General features: G+C 67.4%; 11 protein-coding genes. 6 read left to right on the forward strand and 5 right to left on the reverse strand.

What is annotated here, in order from left to right; translation table 11 throughout:
- Positions 1–79 precede the first annotated feature (79 nt).
- A complete protein-coding gene (gene phaC, locus ASG72_RS13490; protein ID WP_056714654.1) occupies positions 80–1,816 on the reverse strand; it encodes a class I poly(R)-hydroxyalkanoic acid synthase in 1,737 nt (578 codons plus the stop codon).
- 330 nt (positions 1,817–2,146) lie between these two features.
- Here phaC and ASG72_RS13495 point away from each other — a divergent pair, with 330 nt between their 5' ends.
- The 5 genes from ASG72_RS13495 (at position 2,147) to glpX (ending at position 6,799) form a co-directional block, all read left to right on the forward strand.
- Positions 2,147–2,401: a hypothetical protein gene (locus tag ASG72_RS13495; RefSeq protein WP_156395962.1), complete on the forward strand. Its 255-nt coding sequence runs from the start codon at positions 2,147–2,149 to the stop codon at positions 2,399–2,401.
- Positions 2,402–2,533: 132 nt separating this feature from the next.
- Positions 2,534–3,757, forward strand: coding sequence for an LL-diaminopimelate aminotransferase (locus ASG72_RS13500; RefSeq protein ID WP_056713066.1), 1,224 nt, complete (start codon positions 2,534–2,536; stop codon positions 3,755–3,757).
- 108 nt (positions 3,758–3,865) lie between these two features.
- A complete protein-coding gene (locus tag ASG72_RS13505; RefSeq protein ID WP_056713068.1) occupies positions 3,866–4,297 on the forward strand; it encodes a hypothetical protein in 432 nt (143 codons plus the stop codon).
- Positions 4,298–4,357: 60 nt separating this feature from the next.
- Entirely contained in the window at positions 4,358–5,704 is a 1,347-nt protein-coding gene (locus ASG72_RS13510; RefSeq protein ID WP_056713070.1) for a homoserine dehydrogenase, read from the forward strand.
- 96 nt (positions 5,705–5,800) lie between these two features.
- Positions 5,801–6,799, forward strand: coding sequence for a class II fructose-bisphosphatase (glpX, locus tag ASG72_RS13515; protein ID WP_056713071.1), 999 nt, complete (start codon positions 5,801–5,803; stop codon positions 6,797–6,799).
- A 283-nt stretch (positions 6,800–7,082) separates the two neighbouring features.
- On the opposite strand, the gene ASG72_RS13520 is transcribed toward glpX, so the two are convergent.
- Both ASG72_RS13520 and uvrA read right to left on the reverse strand, forming a co-directional pair.
- On the reverse strand, positions 7,083–8,048 hold the full coding sequence (locus ASG72_RS13520) for a tripartite tricarboxylate transporter substrate binding protein (protein WP_056713073.1): 966 nt from the start codon (positions 8,046–8,048) through the stop codon (positions 7,083–7,085).
- Between the two features lie 1,055 nt (positions 8,049–9,103).
- Positions 9,104–12,136: an excinuclease ABC subunit UvrA gene (uvrA, locus tag ASG72_RS13525; protein WP_056713075.1), complete on the reverse strand. Its 3,033-nt coding sequence runs from the start codon at positions 12,134–12,136 to the stop codon at positions 9,104–9,106.
- Positions 12,137–12,394: 258 nt separating this feature from the next.
- On the opposite strand from uvrA, the gene ASG72_RS13530 reads away from it, so the two are divergent.
- A complete protein-coding gene (locus ASG72_RS13530) occupies positions 12,395–12,790 on the forward strand; it encodes a response regulator (protein ID WP_056713076.1) in 396 nt (131 codons plus the stop codon).
- A gap of 18 nt (positions 12,791–12,808) precedes the next feature.
- Here ASG72_RS13530 and ASG72_RS13535 read toward each other — a convergent pair whose 3' ends face one another.
- Both ASG72_RS13535 and ASG72_RS13540 read right to left on the reverse strand, forming a co-directional pair.
- Positions 12,809–13,222: a RidA family protein gene (locus ASG72_RS13535; RefSeq protein WP_056713078.1), complete on the reverse strand. Its 414-nt coding sequence runs from the start codon at positions 13,220–13,222 to the stop codon at positions 12,809–12,811.
- A 40-nt stretch (positions 13,223–13,262) separates the two neighbouring features.
- Entirely contained in the window at positions 13,263–14,903 is a 1,641-nt protein-coding gene (locus tag ASG72_RS13540; RefSeq protein ID WP_056713080.1) for a benzoate-CoA ligase family protein, read from the reverse strand.
- Positions 14,904–14,905 lie beyond the last annotated feature (2 nt).

The following is a 14,905-nucleotide window of genomic DNA, read 5'->3' on the forward strand; positions in this document are numbered from 1 at the left end:
CAAGGCTGCCCGCCATACTGCGAGGGCGAGGGCAGGGGCTGTAAGGGCGGAGTTTTTCCGGCGAAGCCGAAACGGCCGCTCAGGCGCGCACTCTGACATAGCTTCCGGGCGCATCCTCCAGCGCCGGCAGCTTGCCCTCGCCGGGCACACGCGCCTTCACCCGCTTGGGCGCCTGCTTCTCCACCCAGGCGAACCAATGCGGCCACCACGAGCCGGGATGCTCCTCCGCGCCCGCGAGCCAATCCTCATAGCGCCCCTGCGGCGCGCCGCCGGTCCAGTACTGGTACTTGATCTTGCTGGGCGGGTTGACAACCCCCGCGATATGGCCCGAGCCCGCGACGACGTAATCGACCGGGCCGCCGAAGCATTGCGAGCCGATGAAGACCGAAAGCGCCGGCGCGATGTGATCTTCCCGCGCCGCGAGGTTATAGACCGGGATCGTCACCTTCTTCAGGTCGAGCGTCTTGCCGGCCAGGACCATCTCGCCCTTCGACAGCTTGTTGTCGAGATAGCAATTGCGCAGGTAGAAGGAGTGGTTGGCGGCCGGCATGCGGGTCGAATCCGCATTCCAGTACAGCAGGTCGAAGGGCGTCGGCGTCTTGCCCTTGAGATAGTTGTTCACCGCGTAGGACCAGATCAGATCATTGGGCCGCAGCATGTTGAAGGCGCCGGCCATGCGCGAGCCTTCGAGATAGCCGCGCTGCGCCATCTGCTCCTCGATGGTGCGGATCTGCTCCTCGTCGACGAAGACCGACAGCTCGCCGGCATTGGCGAAATCGACCTGGGTGGTGAAGAAGGTCGCGCTGTCGATCCGCTTGTCCTTCACCGCGGCCATATAGGCCAGCGTCACGCCGAGCAGCGTGCCGCCGACGCAATAGCCGATCGAGGTCACCCGCTTCTCGCCCGTCGCCTGCTCGACCGCATCGAGCGCCGCGAAGATGCCTTCGCGCATGTAGCTCTCGAAATCCTTGCCGGCGTGGCGTTCGTCGGGATTGACCCAGGAGATGCAGAACACCGTCAGCCCCTGGCCGACGCACCAGCGGATGAAGCTCTTCTCGGCGTTGAGGTCGAGAATGTAGAATTTGTTGATCCAGGGCGGCACGATCAGCAGCGGGCGCTTCAGCACCGTCTCCGTGCTCGGCGCATATTGGATCAGCTCCATCACATCGTTGCGGAAGATCACCTTGCCCGGCGTGGTCGCGATGTTGACGCCGACCTCGAAGGCCCGCGAATCCGATTGGCGGATCTTCAGCTCGCCCCGCCCGGCCTCGATGTCCTCGGCCAGCATCCGCATGCCGCGGACCAGATTATCGCCGTTCTGGGCGAGCGTCTCGCGCAGCAGCTCCGGATTGGTCGCCACGAAATTCGACGGCGACAGGGCGCCGGTGATCTGCTTGACGTAGAAACGCGCCTTCTCGCGGGTGTGCGGGTCGAGATCCTCGGCCTGCTCCACCATCGTCTCGGCCCAGCGCGAGCCCAGGAGATAGGCCTGCTTGACGAAATCGAACACCGGATGCGCCGACCATTCCGGGTCCTTGAAGCGCGCGTCGTGCTGGTCCGGGGCCGCGACCGGCGCCGTCTCCTCGCCGCCGACGCGCTTCAGCGTGGCGCTCCACAGGCTGAGGAAGTCGCTGGTCAGCGAACTCTGCGCCTCGATGATCTTGCGGGGATCACTGACCCATTTCTCCGCGACGCGGCCCAGCGTCTTCACCATCTCGCTGGCTTCCTCGGCCTTGCCGGTATTGGCCTCGCCGCGTTCGATCGGCTTGAGATAGGCGGCGGTCACCTTGCCGTATTCCTCGACGAGCCGCCCCATATTCTGCGCGAACTGATCGAGATCCGGCGTCGCGGGGCCGGCGGCCGGGCCTTGCGCGCCGGATCCGTCCTTCGGCGTGTCTTCGGCGGCCCGGCTCATATAGTCTCTCCCCTGGTGATTCCGGGGGCACTTGAGCGGCACCCCATTTTGGTCCCATTAAGGACGTACCGAATGTGGGTTACAATCGAAATTGCACAAGGCGCAGCACGTTCCATGCCGAGCTTGAACCTCCGGGCAAAGCGGCGCTTGCCGGCCGTCCTGGCGGCCATGGCCTGCGCGCCGCTGCTCGCCGCCTGTGCCTCCGACGGGCCGCTCAAAGGCGTGGCTGAGGTGGCTGGCTTCGCCACGACCCCGCAGGAGGCCAAGCCCTTCGTCCAGGCGACGAGGCCGGCCAATTCCGCCTATGTGCCGGTGCAGTCGACCGTGACGCGACCGGCGGTGCGCATGACGCCCGAGGATTTCAAGGCGATCGAGGCCGATCTGGAGGCCAAGCGCCTGTCGAACGAGGCGGCCGGCGTGCAGGCGCGCCAGCTCGGCACCAAATTGCCGCCGCCGGCGCCGGCTGCGGCCTCCCCGACCAACTGAGACAGCTACGAGCCGCTCCCGCTCGCGTTCGCTCGATTCTTGCGTTTTCTGTACTGTCCTGACCGAAGATGCGGTGCTAAGGACGTCCAACGCAAAAATCTGAACGCCGTGCCGCTTAAGGCCGGCGGGGACATGGTCATGGAATTTCACCGCATCAAGCGCCTGCCGCCCTATGTTTTCGAGCAGGTCAACAAGATCAAGGCGGCCGAGCGCGCCAAGGGCGTCGACATCGTCGATCTCGGCATGGGCAATCCCGATCTGCCGGCGCCGCGCCATGTCATCGAGAAGCTGGTCGAGACCGCCGGCAAGCCCCGCACCGATCGCTATTCCGCCTCGAAGGGCATTGGCGGGCTGCGTCGCGCCCAGGCCGGCTATTACGAGCGCCGCTTCGGCGTCAAGCTGAACCCCGACACGCAGGTCGTGGCGACTCTGGGCTCCAAGGAGGGCTTCGCCAACATGGCGCAGGCCATCACCGGTCCGGGCGACGTCGTGCTGGTGCCCAATCCGAGCTACCCGATCCACGCCTTCGGCTTCCTGATGGCCGGCGGCGTCATCCGCTCCGTGCCGGCCGAGCCGACGCCGGCCTTCTTCCCGGCGCTCGAGCGCGCGATGATCCATTCGGTGCCGAAGCCGATCGCGCTCGTCACCTGCTATCCCGCCAACCCGACCGCCTATACCGCCTCGCTCGATTTCTATCGGGATCTCGTCGCTTTCGCGAAGAAGCACGAGCTGATCCTGCTCTCCGACCTCGCTTATGCCGAGGTCTATTTCGACGAGAACGACCCGCCGCCCTCGATGCTGCAGGTGCCGGGCGCGATCGACGTCACCGTCGAGTTCACCTCGATGTCCAAGACCTTCTCGATGGCCGGCTGGCGCATGGGCTTCGCGGTCGGCAATGAGCGGCTGCTGGCGGCGCTGGCGCGGGTGAAATCCTATCTCGATTACGGCGCCTATACGCCGATCCAGGTCGCGGCCGCCGCCGCGCTGAACGGCCCGGATGATTGCATCCGCGAGATGCGCGAGACCTATCGCAAGCGCCGCGACGCGCTGGTCGAGAGTTTCGGCAAGGCCGGCTGGGATTTCCCGGCGCCCAACGCCTCGATGTTCGCCTGGGTGCCGATCCCGGAGAAATTCCGCCATCTCGGCTCGCTCGAATTCTCGAAGCTGCTGATCGAGAAGGCGGAGGTCGCGGTCGCGCCGGGCATCGGCTTCGGCGAGCATGGCGATGACTATGTCCGCATCGCCATCGTCGAGAACGAACAGCGCATCCGGCAGGCCGCCCGCAATATCGGCCGCTTCCTCAAGACCGCGGACCAGACGCTGCACAACGTCATCCAGATGCCCCGGGCCGGGTAGGGCGTTTCCGCGCCCGCTCGCGCCGACGTGCCGCGCTGGACGGCGGCGCGAAAACATGGAACTGCATTGGAGAACCATCCCCTCCGGCGCGGAGCTCCAGGGCCCACCATGTTCAGCAAAGGCCGTCTGCTCGGCATTGGTTTCGCGCTGTTCGCGCTGGTCTGCCTCGTCTTCACCTGGGATTATTCGCGCGGCCGCACCACGCAGACCGGCTCGCCGCTGGTCCTGGACGTGCTCGCCGCGACCAAGGCCCGCGAATGCGGCCGCGACGCGACCGACATCGTCGCCCGCTATCTGCCTCTGGGCACGGAGCAGGCGGAGGCGGAGCGGATCCTCGCCGGCATCGCCATCGAGCCGCCGCGTCCCTGGTTCTGGTCGCCCAAGGTCGAGACCTCGACCGTCTGGACCGGCGAGACGCTGGAAGCGCTGCGCACCATCAAGGTCACGGCCTTCGGCAACAACCTGCTGCGCATGCACCTCACCTTCGCCGAGGGCAGGCTGCGGAAGCTCGCGGCGGAAGTGGTCTGCCGCTTCGACTGAGGGCCGCGCTAGGGCCGCCGCGCCGTTGACTCGCGCGCGCCCTCATGCGACCCCGCGCGCATGACGATCTCTCCCGCTGCCGCCGCCCAGACGCCCCTCCGCATCGGCATTGCCGGCCTCGGCACCGTCGGCGCCGCGGTGCTTCGCATCCTCAACCGGCAGGAGAACGCGCTCGCGGCCCGCTGCGGCCGCGCCATCCGTGTCACCGCCGTCTCCGCCCGCGACCGCAGCCGCGACCGTGGCATCGATCTCTCGGGGCTGAGCTGGTTCGACGATCCGGTCGCACTGGCACGCTCGCCGGAGGTGGATTGCCTGGTCGAGCTGATCGGCGGCGCCGATGGCCCGGCCAAACAGGCGGTCGAAGCGGCGCTGACGGCCGGGAAACCGGTGATCACCGCCAATAAGGCGCTGCTCGCGAGGCATGGCGTGGCGCTGGCCGAACTCGCCGAAGCGCATGGTGCGGCGCTGGCGTTCGAGGCCTCCTCGGCCGGCGGCATCCCGATCGTCAAGACGCTGCGCGAGGCGCTCGCCGGCAACAGCATCACCCGCATCCACGGCATTCTCAACGGCACCTGCAACTACATCCTGTCTCGGATGGAGCTGGAGGGCCTGACCTTCGAGGCCTGCCTGAAGGACGCGCAGCGGCTCGGCTATGCCGAGGCGGACCCGACCTTCGATGTCGAGGGCTTCGATACCGCCCATAAGCTCGCCATCCTCACCAGCCTCGCCTTCGGCACGAAGATCGACGCCGAAGCGATTCACGTCGAAGGCATTTCCGCGATCACCCCGCTCGACCTGAAGATGGCGGACGAGCTCGGCTTCCGGATCAAGCTGCTCGGCGTCGCCGAACGCACCAAGACCGGCATCGAGCAGCGCGTCCACCCGACGATGGTGCCCAAGACCTCCGCCATCGCGCAGGTCATGGGCGTCACCAATGCGGTCACCGTCGCGGCCGATGCGGTGCGCGAGATCACGCTGATGGGCCCCGGCGCCGGTGGCGATCCGACCGCCTCGGCCGTCGTCGCCGACATCGCCGACGTCGCCCGCGGCACGGCGGGCCTGCCCTTCGGCCTGCCGGTGGCGCGGCTGGAGGAGCCGCGGCGCGCCCCGATGCAGCGCCATGAGGGCGGCTATTACGTCCGCCTCGCCGTCGCCGACCGGCCGGGCGCCGCTGCCGCCATCGCGACCCGCATGGCGGAAGCCGACATCTCGCTCGAGAGCATCGTCCAGCGCCGCTCGGCGGCGGCCGTGGCGCGCGATCCGTCGGGCCGCTCCGGCGCGCCGGTGCCCGTCGTGCTGATCACCTATGCCACCAGCGAGGCCGCCATCCGCACCGCGCTGGAAAAGGTCACCGCCGACGGCCATATCGCCGAACCTCCGCAAGTCATTCGCATTGAACGGGAGTAGGGGCTGGCGAGAGGCGCGCGGCGGATCACGCCGCCGCGCCGCGCCTCCGATCGGTCATCCGCCACGCGCCACCAGCACACGCCATAGGGAGTCCCCATGTCCGACGATCTCCGCATTTCCTCCTCCCAGATCATCGAGCGCTATCTCTCGATGGAGCTCGTCCGCGTCACCGAGCGCGCCGCCGTCTCGGCCGCCCGGCTGCGCGGCCATGGCAATGAGAAGGCCGCCGACCAGGCCGCTGTCGACGCGATGCGCCGCGAGCTGAACCGCCTGCCGATCGATGGCGAGATCGTCATCGGCGAGGGCGAGCGCGACGAGGCGCCGATGCTGTTCATCGGTGAAAAAGTCGGCACGCGCCAGGGCCCGAAGGTCCATATCGCCGTGGATCCGCTCGAGGGCACCACGCTCTGCGCCAAGGACATGCCCGATTCCATCGCGGTGATGGCGATGGCGGAGGCCGGCAAGCTGCTCAACGCTCCCGACGTCTACATGGACAAGATCGCGATCGGCCCCGGCTATGCGACGGGCGTGGTCGATCTCGACGCCTCGCCGACCGACAACATCCATGCGCTGGCCAAGGCCAAGGGCGTCAAGCCGAGCGAGATCTCGACCCTGATCATGGACCGCCCGCGCCATGCCAAGCTGATCGAGGAGGTCCGCAAGACCGGCTGCTCGATCCGGCTGATCACCGATGGCGACGTCGCCGGCGTGATCTACTGCACCGAGCCGCACAAGACCGGCATCGATCTCTATCTCGGCATCGGCGGCGCGCCGGAAGGCGTTTTGGCCGCGGCCGCGCTGCGCTGCGTCGGCGGCCAGATGCAGGGCCGTCTGATCCTCGACACGGAGGAGAAGCGCGCCCGCGCCCTGACCATGGGGATCACCGATCCCGACCGCAAATACAGCATGGAGGAGATGGCCTCGGGCGACACCATCGTCTGCGCCACCGGCGTCACCAATGGCGGCATGCTCAAGGGCGTGAAATTCGGCCGCGAGGTGATCGAGACCGAAACCATCGTCTACCGTTCGATCACCGGAACGGTCCGCCGCATCCATGGCGAACACCGCGATTTCGGCAAGTTCAAGCTGGACTGAGACGCGACGGTCATTGCGAGGGGCGACGCGAGGACGCAAGCGAAGGGCGTGGAGCTCGACGATGCTGGGTTGCTTCGCTCACGCTCGCAATGACGGTGTGGACGTCCTTGCGAGGAGCGCCAGCGACGAAGCAACCCAGGGGGACGTAGAGCGCTACGAGCTGGGTTGCTTCGCTAACGCTCGCAATGACGGGTGAGCGTCATTGCGAGGAGCGCCAGCGACGAAGCAACCCAGGGGGCGTAGAGCGCTACGAACTCACCCGCAATCACGCCCGCCACACCATTCAGTTCTTGGCGAGACCCAGATCCTTCAGCACGGCATTGCCATTCTCCGTGAAAGTCTTGGCATAGGCCGCGAACTCGCCGGGCTTGTCCCAGACCGGGGTGATGCCGCGCTGGCTCATGCCGTTGCGGACATCCTCGCGCTGCATCGTGCGCTCCGCCGCATCGAACAGGATCTTTCGGCGGTCGGCCGGCACGCCCTTGGGCGCGGCCAAGGCGAACCAGTTCTGATAGGTCCAGTTCAGCCCGGCCTCCTTGGCGCTCGGTACGTCCGGGAAATTCGGATGGCGCTCCTCGGTCATCAGCAGGATGGTGCGCACCCGCCCGGCATCGAGCATCGCCTTGGCCTCGATCGGCGAGCCCGTGAAGACGCTGATGCCGCCGGCCGCGAGATCCTGCAGCGCCGGCGCGCCGCCATTGCTCGGCACCCAGCGCACCGCATCGGCCTCGATCCCGGCGGCCTTCAGCAGCCCGCCCGAGGCGATGTGCCAGGACCCGCCGACGCCGGTCCCCGAGGCCATGAAGGTGCCCTTGGGGCTGTCCTTCACCGCCTTCAGGAAATCCGAGATCGTCTTGTGCGGGCTGTCGGCCTTGACCGTGACCCCGGCGGGGATGAGCGACACGCGCGAGAACAGGTCGAAATTCTCCGGCGTGATGTCGCCGAGGCCGAGCGTCTTGAAGAACGACACCTCCGGGCTGACTCCGCCGATCGTGTAGCCGTCGGCCGTTGCGTTGGCGATGGCGCTATGGCCGGTGAGCCCGCCGCCGCCGGTACGGTTGACGACGTTGACCGGGACCTTGAGCTCGTTCTCCAGCCCGCTGGCGAAAATGCGCATCACCGCATCCATGCCGCCGCCGGCAGCCCAGGGCACCAGCAATTGCACGGGGCGATCCGGAAACGCCCAGGCCGGCGCGGCCAGCGCCAGCGTCGCCGCCAGCGCCAGGGCAGTCTTGGCAAAGCTCTTCATCGTTCCTCCAGAGGGGTTGGGCCGCTCTCCGGCGGCTTGAATGCAAGATCGGGACGCTGCCGACGAGCGCCGGCTCCACGCGAGGCAGATGGTATGCATTATCCTGTATGCAGGCAATGAGATGGGCGCGGATGGCTGGGGGAACCGTTTCTGGGAGCCGAGATGGGTGGGGGTAGCGCGGGGAACCCTCTCCTGTAAGGAGAGGGCAGGGTGAGGTGTCGGGCGTTGGACGCTGTAGCGATGACCTAACCGAGCCGTTGAGGTTGCACCCCACAGGTCCGGGGACCAGCACCTCACCCCTGCCCTCTCCTTACAGGAGAGGGGTTCCCCGCGGTTTTGGCGGTGAGAGAGAGATTGCGACGGCTCGTTCTCCTGCAGGAGACGCGGAGCACAAATGGGCGAGGACAGCGCGGGGAACCCTCTCCTGTAAGGAGGGGGCAGGGTGAGGTGTCGGCCGTTCGACGGTTTACCGTGACCTAACCGCGGTGTCGTGCCCCGCTGGTCCCGGGACCAGCACCTCACCCCTGCCCCTCTCCTTACAGGAGAGGGGTTCCCCGCGCCTTTGGCGGTGAGGGGGGAGACTGCGACGCCGTCTTCTCCTGCAGGAGGGGCGGAGCACAAATAGGCGAGGACAGCGCGGGAAACCCTCTCCTGTAAGGAGAGGGCAGGGTGAGGTGTTGGCCGCTTCACACTAAAGCGATGACCTCACCGCCCCGTTTAATCCCGCCCCGCTGGTCCGGGGGCCAGCACCTCACCCCTGCCCCTCTCCTTACAGGAGAGGGGTTCCCCGCGGTTTTGGTGGCGAGGGGGGAGACTGCGACGCTGTTTTCTTCTGCAGGAGGGGCGGAGCACAAATAGGCGAGGACAGCGCGGGGAACCCTCTCCTGGAAGGAGAGGGCAGGGTGAGGTGTTGGCCGCTTCACACTAAAGCGATGACCTCACCGCCCCGAGGTCCCCGCCCCACTGGTCCACGCCCCATCACCTCACCCCTACCCCTCTCCTTGCAGGAGAGGGGTTCCCCGCGCCCTAGCGGTGAAGGCGGAGTAGCCGCCCCGCTACTCCGCCGCTTGGCGATGGACCTTGCCTTTCGGCGCCTTCTTGATCGGCCGTCTCTCCAGCACCTCGCGCAGAAACCGCGCGGTGTGGCCCTTGCCGACGCGTACCACATCCTCCGGCGTGCCCTGCGCCACCACCTCGCCGCCACCGTCGCCGCCCTCGGGACCCATGTCGATCACCCAATCGGCCGTCTTGATGACCTCGAGATTATGCTCGATCACCACCACCGAATTGCCCTGGTCGACCAGCTCGTGCAGCACCTCCATCAGCTTGGCGACGTCGTGGAAGTGCAGTCCCGTGGTCGGCTCGTCCAGGATGTAGAGGGTGCGGCCAGTGGCGCGCTTCGACAGCTCCTTCGACAGCTTGACGCGCTGCGCCTCGCCGCCCGACAGCGTCGTCGCCTGCTGCCCGACCTTGACATAGTCGAGCCCGACGCGCTGCAGCGTCTCCATCTTGTCGCGGATCGAGGGCACCGCCTTGAACAGCGTCTTGGCCTCCTCCACCGTCATGTCGAGCACATCGGCGATGGAGCGCTCGCGATATTTCACCTCGAGCGTCTCGCGGTCATAGCGCTTGCCCTTGCAGACGTCGCAGGTGACGTAGACATCCGGCAGGAAGTGCATCTCGATCTTGATGACGCCGTCGCCCTGGCAGGCCTCGCAGCGGCCGCCCTTGACGTTGAAGCTGAAGCGGCCGGGCTGGTAGCCGCGCGCTTTCGCCTCCGGCAGCCCCGCGAACCATTCGCGGATCGGCGTGAAGGCGCCGGTATAGGTCGCCGGGTTGGAGCGCGGCGTGCGGCCGATCGGCGACTGGTCGATGTCGATGACCTTGTCGAGATGCTCCAGCCCCTCGATCCGCTCATGCGGGGCGGGATGCTCGATCGAGCCGTTCAGCTTGCGCGCCACCGCCTTGTAGAGCGTGTCGATCACCAGCGTCGACTTGCCGCCGCCGGAGACGCCGGTGATGCAGGTGAACAGGCCGAGCGGGATCTCGACATCGACGGTCTTGAGGTTGTTGCCGCGCGCACCGACGATCTTCAGCGCGCGCCCCTTCGTCGCCTTGCGGCGCTTGGCCGGGACGGGCACGCTCAACTCGCCGGTGAGGTAGCGGCCGGTCAGCGAATTCGGATCGGCCAGAATATCCTGCGGGGTACCCTTGGCGACGATCTGCCCGCCATGGATGCCCGCGCCGGGGCCGACATCGACGACGTAATCGGCGGTGAGGATCGCATCCTCGTCATGTTCCACCACGATTACCGTGTTGCCGAGGTCCCGGAGCCGGCGCAGCGTGCCGAGCAGCCGCTCATTGTCGCGCTGGTGCAGGCCGATCGACGGCTCGTCGAGGACGTAGAGCACGCCGGTGAGGCCGGAGCCGATCTGGCTGGCGAGGCGGATGCGCTGGCTCTCGCCGCCCGACAAAGTGCCGGAGGCGCGCGCCAGCGTCAGATATTCCAGCCCGACATCGAGCAGGAAGGTCAGCCGGTCGCGGATTTCCTTGAGAATGCGCGGGGCGATCTCGTTCTGCTTCTGTGACAGCCGCACGGGCAGGGCGCTGAACCAGGCCAGCGCATCCTTGACCGACAGCCGCGAGACCTCGCCGATATGCTGCCCGTCGATCTTCACCGCCAGCGCCTCGGGCTTCAGCCGGAAGCCGTTGCAGGCCTTGCACGGCGTCTCCGACATGAAGCGGCCAATCTCCTCGCGCGCCCAATCGGATTCCGTCTCCTTCCAGCGCCGCTCCATATTGGTGATGACGCCCTCGAACGGCTTGCGCACCTCATAGCTGCGCAGCCCGTCATTATAGGCGAAGCGCACCGCCTCGGTGCCGGTGCCGAAGAGGATGGCGTCGCGCGCCGTCTGCGGCAGCTCCGACCAGGGCTTGGTCATGGAGAAGCCGAAATGCTTCGCCAGCGCCTCCAGCGTCTGGCCGTAATAGGGCGATGTCGATTTGGCCCAGGGCGCGACCGCGCCCTTCTTCAGCGAGAGCGCGCCGTCCGGCACGATCATATCGGGATCGATGCGCATCTCATGGCCGAGCCCGTCGCAGGCCGGGCAGGCGCCGAACGGGTTGTTGAACGAGAATAGCCGCGGCTCGATCTCGGGAATGGTGAAGCCGGAGACCGGGCAGGCGAATTTCGCGGAGAAGGTGATCCGTTCGGGCGAGTGGCGAGTGGCGAGTGGCGATTTCTGCTCGCCATTCGCCACCTCGCCATTCGCCTTGTCGCCATTCGCCGGCGGATCGGCGAATTCGAAGATCGCGATGCCGTCGGCCAGCTCCAGCGCCTGTTCCAGCGAATCCGCCAGGCGCGCGCCGAGATCCGGCCGGATCACGATCCGGTCCACCACCACGTCGATATCGTGCTTGAACTTCTTATCGAGGCTCGGCGCATCGGCGATCTCGAAGAACTCGCCATTGACCTTGACGCGCTGGAAGCCGCGTTTCTGCCACTCCGCCATTTCCTTGCGGAACTCGCCCTTGCGCCCGCGCACCACCGGCGCCAGCAGATAGCCGCGCGTCTTCTCGGGCAGCGCCGCCAGCCGGTCGACCATCTGCTGCACCGTCTGGCTCTCGATCGGCAGCCCGGTGGCCGGGGAATAGGGAATGCCGGCGCGCGCCCAGAGCAGGCGCATATAATCATGGATCTCGGTGACCGTGCCGACGGTGGAGCGCGGGTTCTTTGAGGTGGTCTTCTGCTCGATCGAGATCGCCGGCGAGAGCCCGTCGATCTGGTCGACATCGGGCTTCTGCATCATCTCCAGGAATTGCCGCGCATAGGCCGAGAGCGACTCGACATAGCGGCGCTGGCCCTCGGCATAGATCGTGTCGAAGGCGAGCGAGGATTTGCCGGAACCCGACAGCCCGGTGAAGACGACGAGCTTGTCGCGCGGGATGGCGAGGTCGATGTTCTTGAGATTATGCTCGCGCGCGCCCCGCACCGAAATCACGCGGGCATTGGGATCGGCCGCGCGGTTGCGGTCGAACATGTCCTCGAGCGCTGCGGCCTGATCAGCCAGGGAGGTCTTGCGGGCCATGGGGGCTTCCGGTTCGGGATGAGGCGTAGAGATAGGGCAAAACTCGCGCCATGCCAGCCCGGCAGCCGGCAGGCAGGCATGCTTATCACGCGGTCGCACGGTCGCGGCAGCGACTGTGGCACCGGTGCTGACAGCCCATGGCAGCAGCGGCACCGGCACAAAACGTCGCAGTCGCGGAACCCGGAGCGCGTCCCGGCATTATTCGATCACGATAACTGTCACCCCCAACCCAGCCCCTGCCACCGAGTCATTGCTTTCATGTCGCCGCGTATCCTGATCGTCGAAGACGAGGCCCTGGTCGCCCTGGAAATCGAAGCCATCATCGAGGATCTCGGGCTGTCGGCCGTCGGCATCGCGCCGGACAGGCGCACCGCGCTGCATCTGGCGCGGGAAAACCCGGATATCGCGCTGGTCGATCTGCATCTGCGCGACGGGCTGACCGGTCCCGATATCGGGCGCGAACTGGCCGAGCGGGGCGTCTCCGTGGTCTTCGTCACGGCCAATCCCCGCCTCGTCGCCAAGGGTGTGCCGGGCGCCTATGGCGTCATCGAGAAGCCGACCGAGGAGACGCTGATCGCCGACGCCATCGCCTATGCGATGCAGCGCCGCGGCGGCCAGGCGGCGACGCCTCCCGCTAATCTGATCGCCTTCTGAGGCGGCGGGAGCCGTCTCTCACCCCGCCAGAACGGCCGTGGCCTCGATCTCGACCAGGGCGTCGGGCTCGACGAGTGCGACCACCTGCACCACCGCCATCGCCGGGAAGTGCCGGCCCATCACCTCGCGATAGATCGGACCGAGCTCCTTCAGGCTGCCGCGATAGGCCTCGATATCGGTGACGTACCAGGTCAGCCGCACGATATCCTCGATGGACGCGCCGCCGGCCTCCACCACGGCCTTGATGTTCATCAGCGTCTGGCGCAGCTGCGGCAGGAAGCCCTTGGCGAAGACGCCGGCCTCGTCCCAGCCGACCAGCCCGCCGGTGACGAGCACGCGTCCCTGCGCCACCATGCCGTTGGCATAGCCGCGCGGCGTCGGCCAGCCCTCGGGAAGGATGGCGCGGGAGAGGGGGGAATCAGACATCGGCATCGCCTCGCTTTCGGCCGTTCCGGCGCGTCACTGGTTCGGCTCAGGCCTGGCCGCGTGCCATCTGGCGCAGGGCGAAGCGCTGCAGCTTGCCGGTCGGCGTCTTCGGCAGGGCCGCGACGATCTCGATGGCGCGGGGATATTTATAGGGCGCGATACCCGCCTTGACATGGTCCTGCAAGGCCTTGACCAGCTCCGGACCGGGCTGGACGCCCTCGCGCAGCACGACATAGGCCTTGACGATCTGGCCGCGCTCGGGATCGGGCGCGCCGACCACGCCGCATTCCGCCACCGAGGGATGGGTCAGCAGGCAGACCTCCACCTCCGGCCCGGCGATGTTGTAGCCGGCCGAAACGATCATGTCGTCATTGCGGGCCTGATACCAGAAATACCCGTCGGCATCGCGCAGATAGGTGTCGCCGGTGACGTTCCAGCCATCCAGCACGTAATTCGCCTGCCGCGGATCGGCGAGATAGCGGCAGCCCGTCGGCCCGCGCACGGCGAGCCGCCCCGGCGTGCCGTCCGGCAGCTCGCGCCCCTCCGCATCGATGATCCTTGCCTCGTAGCCGGGAACCGGCAGGCCGGTGGCGCCCGGGCGGATCCTGTCGCGCGGCGCGCCGATGAAGATGTGCAGCATCTCTGTCGCGCCGATGCCGTCCATCAGCATCAGCCCGGTCTTGGCCAGCCAGGCCTCGAAGGTCGGCTTGGGCAGCGCTTCGCCGGCCGAGACGCAGATGCGCAGGCTCGAGACGTCGCGGCCGTCCAGCCGGTCGAGCATGGCCCGATAGGCGGTCGGCGCGGTGAAGCAGACGCTGGCGCGATAGCGCTCGATCGCGTCGATCAGATCGGGCGGGCCGGCCTTCTCCGGCAGGATCATGGTGGCGCCGATCCGCATCGGGAACAGCACCAGCCCGCCGAGGCCGAAGGTGAAGGCGAGCGGCGGCGAGCCGATGAAGCGATCATCCGGGGAGGCCTGCAGCACGCGCGCGCCATAGGCGTCGCAGATCGCCAGCAGATCGCGATGGAAATGCATCGTGCCCTTCGGCTCGCCGGTCGTGCCGGAGGTAAAGCCGATCAGGCAGACATCGTCGCTGGCCGTCGCGGCCGCGGCGAAGCCCTCATAGCCCGGCTGCGCCATCAGCGTCTCCAGACTCTCGGCGCCGCCATCGCCCCAGCAGATGATGCGCGCGAGCTCCGGCGCCTGCGCCTGCGCGGCCTGCAGGTCGGGCAGCAGCCGGTGGTCGCAGAGCGCCAGCGCGATGCTGGCCTTGCGGATCGGATAGACGAGCTCGCCCGCCCGCAGCATCGGCATGGTCGCGACCGCGACGCCCCCGGCCTTGAGCACGGCGAGATAGGAAGCGACCATCATCGGCGTGTTCGCCGCCCGCAGGAGCACGCGATTGCCGGGGACGAGGCCAAGATCGCGCGTCAGCACATTGGCGATGCGGTTCACCTGCGCGGCGAGCTCTGCATAGCTCCAGGCGAGCCCCGGCGCGACGATCGCTGTTCTCGCGCCGCGCCCCTCGGTGACGTGCCGGTCGAGGAGTTCGGAGACGCAGTTCAGCCGCTCGGGATAGGAGAGGCCGGCCTCGGCGAGGCGCAGATCGGGCCAGCTCTCCGGCGGCGGCAGGTGGTCGCGCGCGAAGCTGTCGAGATGGCCCGAGGGTGACAGGGCAACCGGCATCG

The organism is Allobosea sp. Leaf344 (assembly GCF_001426225.1).
GTDB lineage: Bacteria > Pseudomonadota > Alphaproteobacteria > Rhizobiales > Beijerinckiaceae > Allobosea.

Bases quoted from the DNA above. Each gene is read 5' to 3' on its own strand.
- phaC (WP_056714654.1), bottom strand. From the start codon at position 1,816: ATGGGGCGGCTCGTCGAGGAATACGGCAAGGTGACCGCCGCCTATCTC.
- ASG72_RS13500 (WP_056713066.1), top strand. From the start codon at position 2,534: ATGGTCATGGAATTTCACCGCATCAAGCGCCTGCCGCCCTATGTTTTC.
- ASG72_RS13505 (WP_056713068.1), top strand. From the start codon at position 3,866: ATGTTCAGCAAAGGCCGTCTGCTCGGCATTGGTTTCGCGCTGTTCGCG.
- ASG72_RS13510 (WP_056713070.1), top strand. From the start codon at position 4,358: ATGACGATCTCTCCCGCTGCCGCCGCCCAGACGCCCCTCCGCATCGGC.
- glpX (WP_056713071.1), top strand. From the start codon at position 5,801: ATGTCCGACGATCTCCGCATTTCCTCCTCCCAGATCATCGAGCGCTAT.
- ASG72_RS13520 (WP_056713073.1), bottom strand. From the start codon at position 8,048: ATGAAGAGCTTTGCCAAGACTGCCCTGGCGCTGGCGGCGACGCTGGCG.
- uvrA (WP_056713075.1), bottom strand. From the start codon at position 12,136: ATGGCCCGCAAGACCTCCCTGGCTGATCAGGCCGCAGCGCTCGAGGAC.
- ASG72_RS13530 (WP_056713076.1), top strand. From the start codon at position 12,395: ATGTCGCCGCGTATCCTGATCGTCGAAGACGAGGCCCTGGTCGCCCTG.
- ASG72_RS13535 (WP_056713078.1), bottom strand. From the start codon at position 13,222: ATGCCGATGTCTGATTCCCCCCTCTCCCGCGCCATCCTTCCCGAGGGC.
- ASG72_RS13540 (WP_056713080.1), bottom strand. From the start codon at position 14,903: ATGCCGGTTGCCCTGTCACCCTCGGGCCATCTCGACAGCTTCGCGCGC.